Origin of the sequence: Facilibium subflavum (assembly GCF_003574485.1) — a bacterium.
Classification (GTDB): Bacteria; Pseudomonadota; Gammaproteobacteria; order Francisellales; family Francisellaceae; genus Facilibium; species Facilibium subflavum.
Genome location: NZ_QLIT01000197.1, coordinates 1 through 2,470, shown reverse-complemented (window position 1 = coordinate 2,470; position 2,470 = coordinate 1). Strand labels below are relative to the sequence as shown.

Below are 2,470 nucleotides of genomic sequence, written 5' to 3'. Positions count from 1 at the left end.
TACAATCCCAAGAACTCCTCGAACTATTTCGCTCGCTGTACCTAAGTGTTGTATCCCAGACCTTGATTAACAGATTTCAACTTGTCAAAATTAAATGGAAAAGGTACTAGTTAGGCAACATATTTATAAAAATGCAGCATAACAACTGTATTAGGAATGCTCTCTATCCATAATAACCAGGGAATGATACCCAATTATGGAGAACGATGGCGTTATGGTGAAACGATAACAACCAGCTTTGTTGAGTCTACGGTAAATGAAGTGGTGACAAAACGTATGGTTAAAAAACAGCAGATGCAATGGACATCAGTGGGCACACATTATCTGTTGCAGGTTAGAACTGCTGCTTTGAATGATGATTTAGATCGCTTTTTTGAACGCTGGTATCCTGGTTTAAACATTAAAAGTGATTATTCGGACAAAATATTGCATATGCAGCAGGCAGCATAAATTTTTTAGTCAGTGCCCCACACTTTTTTATGCTCTCCTAGTTATAAAGGATATCTACACCATTTCTTTTAATGATATTCAGCAGCTTTAATGAAATCCCTTTTGGCTCCTTCTCACCTGTTTCCCATTTCTGAACAGTTGAGCTACTAGCATTTAAGAGTTTGGCAAAAATAGTTTGGCTAACTTTGTTTTCGATGCGAATTGCTTTTATTTCCTGAGGACTTAAATATTTAATTTCGGGTAGGCAAGATTCATCAAAATTACGCATAGTTTCCCCATTAATTATATTTAAGTCATGCATGCTTTTAACTGAGCCATGCAGAACTTCAAGCAATGTTTTATCATTCATTTGACCACCTCTATTAATTGCTGTTTTTGTAATAATGTTTTTATGTCGTTAGTTGATAATTTCATAAGCACTTCCTTTGAATACATTTTTAGAGCCTTTTGCTCCTTTTGTGAAAGATTGCTTTTCTCATTTTTGGCATAAGCATATATGTATACCAAAAAATCACCAATGCGATATGACAATATTGTTCTACCGCCTGACCGCTTTCCTTGCCCTTTAATGGCAAGTCTTTTTTATAGCAATTAGCACCTAAATCACCATCATGAAGCCCTTTAACAACCTCAAGCGCAGTGCTTATTAACTTGTTATGAGTAACTTTTTCTTTTTTTGCCCATCTTGCAAATTCAGGGAGCATGTAAACACTAATCATTTACAGTCTACAGTTATTGGATTTCTGTTTTTATTGTACCACTCAGTGGTATAAAAGTCAAATGCACTGAACTAAATCATAACATTGTCAAAGTAATTTCAATTACTGTCATGATCTATTTTGACAATTATAGGATTGTAAAACTATAGGAATATAAGGTTTTTATAATTCAATTTGTTGACTATGTTTAAATCGCCAAAATATCATTGAGTGTGATGAATGTTGTTGCGCTGTAAAAGAAGAAGATTGTCACCAATATATAGTTAATGCAGACTGCGATCATATGTATTTTTTTTGTCAAAATTGCTATATGCACAAATTTGATCAATAGCGCGGTCATGAGGTATTGATAGATTTTAAAAATATAGTATAATTACTATATTAAGTATATGCGTGCATTCATATGAAAGAAGTAATATGGCTAGGCTCCTCACTGGATGACCTGAAAAACTTCCCTGAAGAAGTGCGCTCTGCAATGGGTTATGCGTTACACCTGGCACAGATCGGTGAAAAGCACCATCATGCAAAGCCACTCACAGGAAAACAATTCAGTGGTACAGCAGTGATTGAAGTCGTTGAAAACCACGATGGCGACACCTATCGATGTGCTTATACGGTAAAAATTGGTGAAACACTTTATGTGTTACATTGTTTTCAGAAGAAGTCTAAGCGCGGCATATCAACACCAAAGCAAGATGTTGATATGATATTAAAGCGCTTAAAAGAAGCAAAGCAATTGGAGAATGAGCATGACAAATGAAATTAAATACCATAAAGGCTCTGGCAACATTTTTGAAGATTTAGGCTTTGATGATCCTGTTGAAATGCAGGCAAAGGCACGCCTTGCAGGTAAGATAAGTCAACTGCTTAAAGAAGAAAAACTAACACAAGTTAAAGCCTCAAAATTAACTGGTGTGGCACAAGGTGATTTATCAAAAATCATCAATGGTAACTTCTCAGGTTTTACAATTGATCGCATGTTTAGCATTCTTTTAAAGCTTGGTCAGGACATTGATATTGATATTCATCCTGCTAAAAATGCTCCATCAAACATCAATTTTGCGATGGCTTAAATCGATATTTCAATATTTAACTGCTTATCAATTTCCCGATTATCAGGGAGAGCATTCCTAATGTAGTTGTTATGCTGCATTTTTATAAATATGTTGCCTAACTAGCTGCCAATCCTGAGCCCATTGATTGCTTGCTAAAGAGGTTCTAAGCTGCAATACTTTATGTGCAGACTCTCTATTCCATTGTGCCTTGTGTTTCTTTTTAAACCGAGTATTAATAACACTCTC

General features: G+C 35.3%; 4 protein-coding genes and 2 pseudogenes. 3 read left to right on the top strand and 3 right to left on the bottom strand.

Annotated features, from left to right (window positions below; genetic code table 11):
• Positions 1-165: 165 nt before the first annotated feature.
• Positions 166-450, top strand: a pseudogene (locus DNK84_RS14835) (hypothetical protein); the annotation flags it as partial.
• A 37-nt stretch (positions 451-487) separates the two neighbouring features.
• Here DNK84_RS14835 and DNK84_RS10975 read toward each other — a convergent pair.
• The 3 genes and pseudogenes from DNK84_RS10975 to DNK84_RS15090 all read right to left on the bottom strand — a co-directional run.
• The gene (locus DNK84_RS10975; RefSeq protein WP_119344552.1) at positions 488-799 is read right to left on the bottom strand and encodes a helix-turn-helix domain-containing protein; all 312 of its coding nucleotides are present in this window, start codon (positions 797-799) and stop codon (positions 488-490) included.
• On the bottom strand, positions 796-981 hold the full coding sequence (locus tag DNK84_RS15095) for a type II toxin-antitoxin system RelE/ParE family toxin (RefSeq protein WP_407920621.1): 186 nt from the start codon (positions 979-981) through the stop codon (positions 796-798). The genes DNK84_RS10975 and DNK84_RS15095 overlap by 4 nt, the downstream gene beginning before the upstream one ends.
• A 113-nt stretch (positions 982-1,094) precedes the next feature.
• Positions 1,095-1,154: pseudogene (locus tag DNK84_RS15090) on the bottom strand (hypothetical protein); the annotation flags it as partial.
• A gap of 418 nt (positions 1,155-1,572) precedes the next feature.
• Here DNK84_RS15090 and DNK84_RS10960 point away from each other — a divergent pair.
• Together DNK84_RS10960 and DNK84_RS10955 are read left to right on the top strand one after the other, a co-directional pair.
• Positions 1,573-1,929 (top strand): type II toxin-antitoxin system RelE/ParE family toxin, encoded by a 357-nt coding sequence (locus DNK84_RS10960; RefSeq protein WP_119344549.1) that lies wholly within the window; start codon positions 1,573-1,575, stop codon positions 1,927-1,929.
• Positions 1,919-2,242, top strand: coding sequence for a helix-turn-helix domain-containing protein (locus tag DNK84_RS10955; protein ID WP_119344548.1), 324 nt, complete (start codon positions 1,919-1,921; stop codon positions 2,240-2,242). The genes DNK84_RS10960 and DNK84_RS10955 overlap by 11 nt, the downstream gene beginning before the upstream one ends.
• Positions 2,243-2,470: the final 228 nt, after the last annotated feature.

Coding starts and splice junctions, on each gene's coding strand:
- DNK84_RS10975 (WP_119344552.1), bottom strand. CDS start 799: ATGAATGATAAAACATTGCTTGAAGTTCTGCATGGCTCAGTTAAAAGC.
- DNK84_RS10960 (WP_119344549.1), top strand. CDS start 1,573: ATGAAAGAAGTAATATGGCTAGGCTCCTCACTGGATGACCTGAAAAAC.
- DNK84_RS10955 (WP_119344548.1), top strand. CDS start 1,919: ATGACAAATGAAATTAAATACCATAAAGGCTCTGGCAACATTTTTGAA.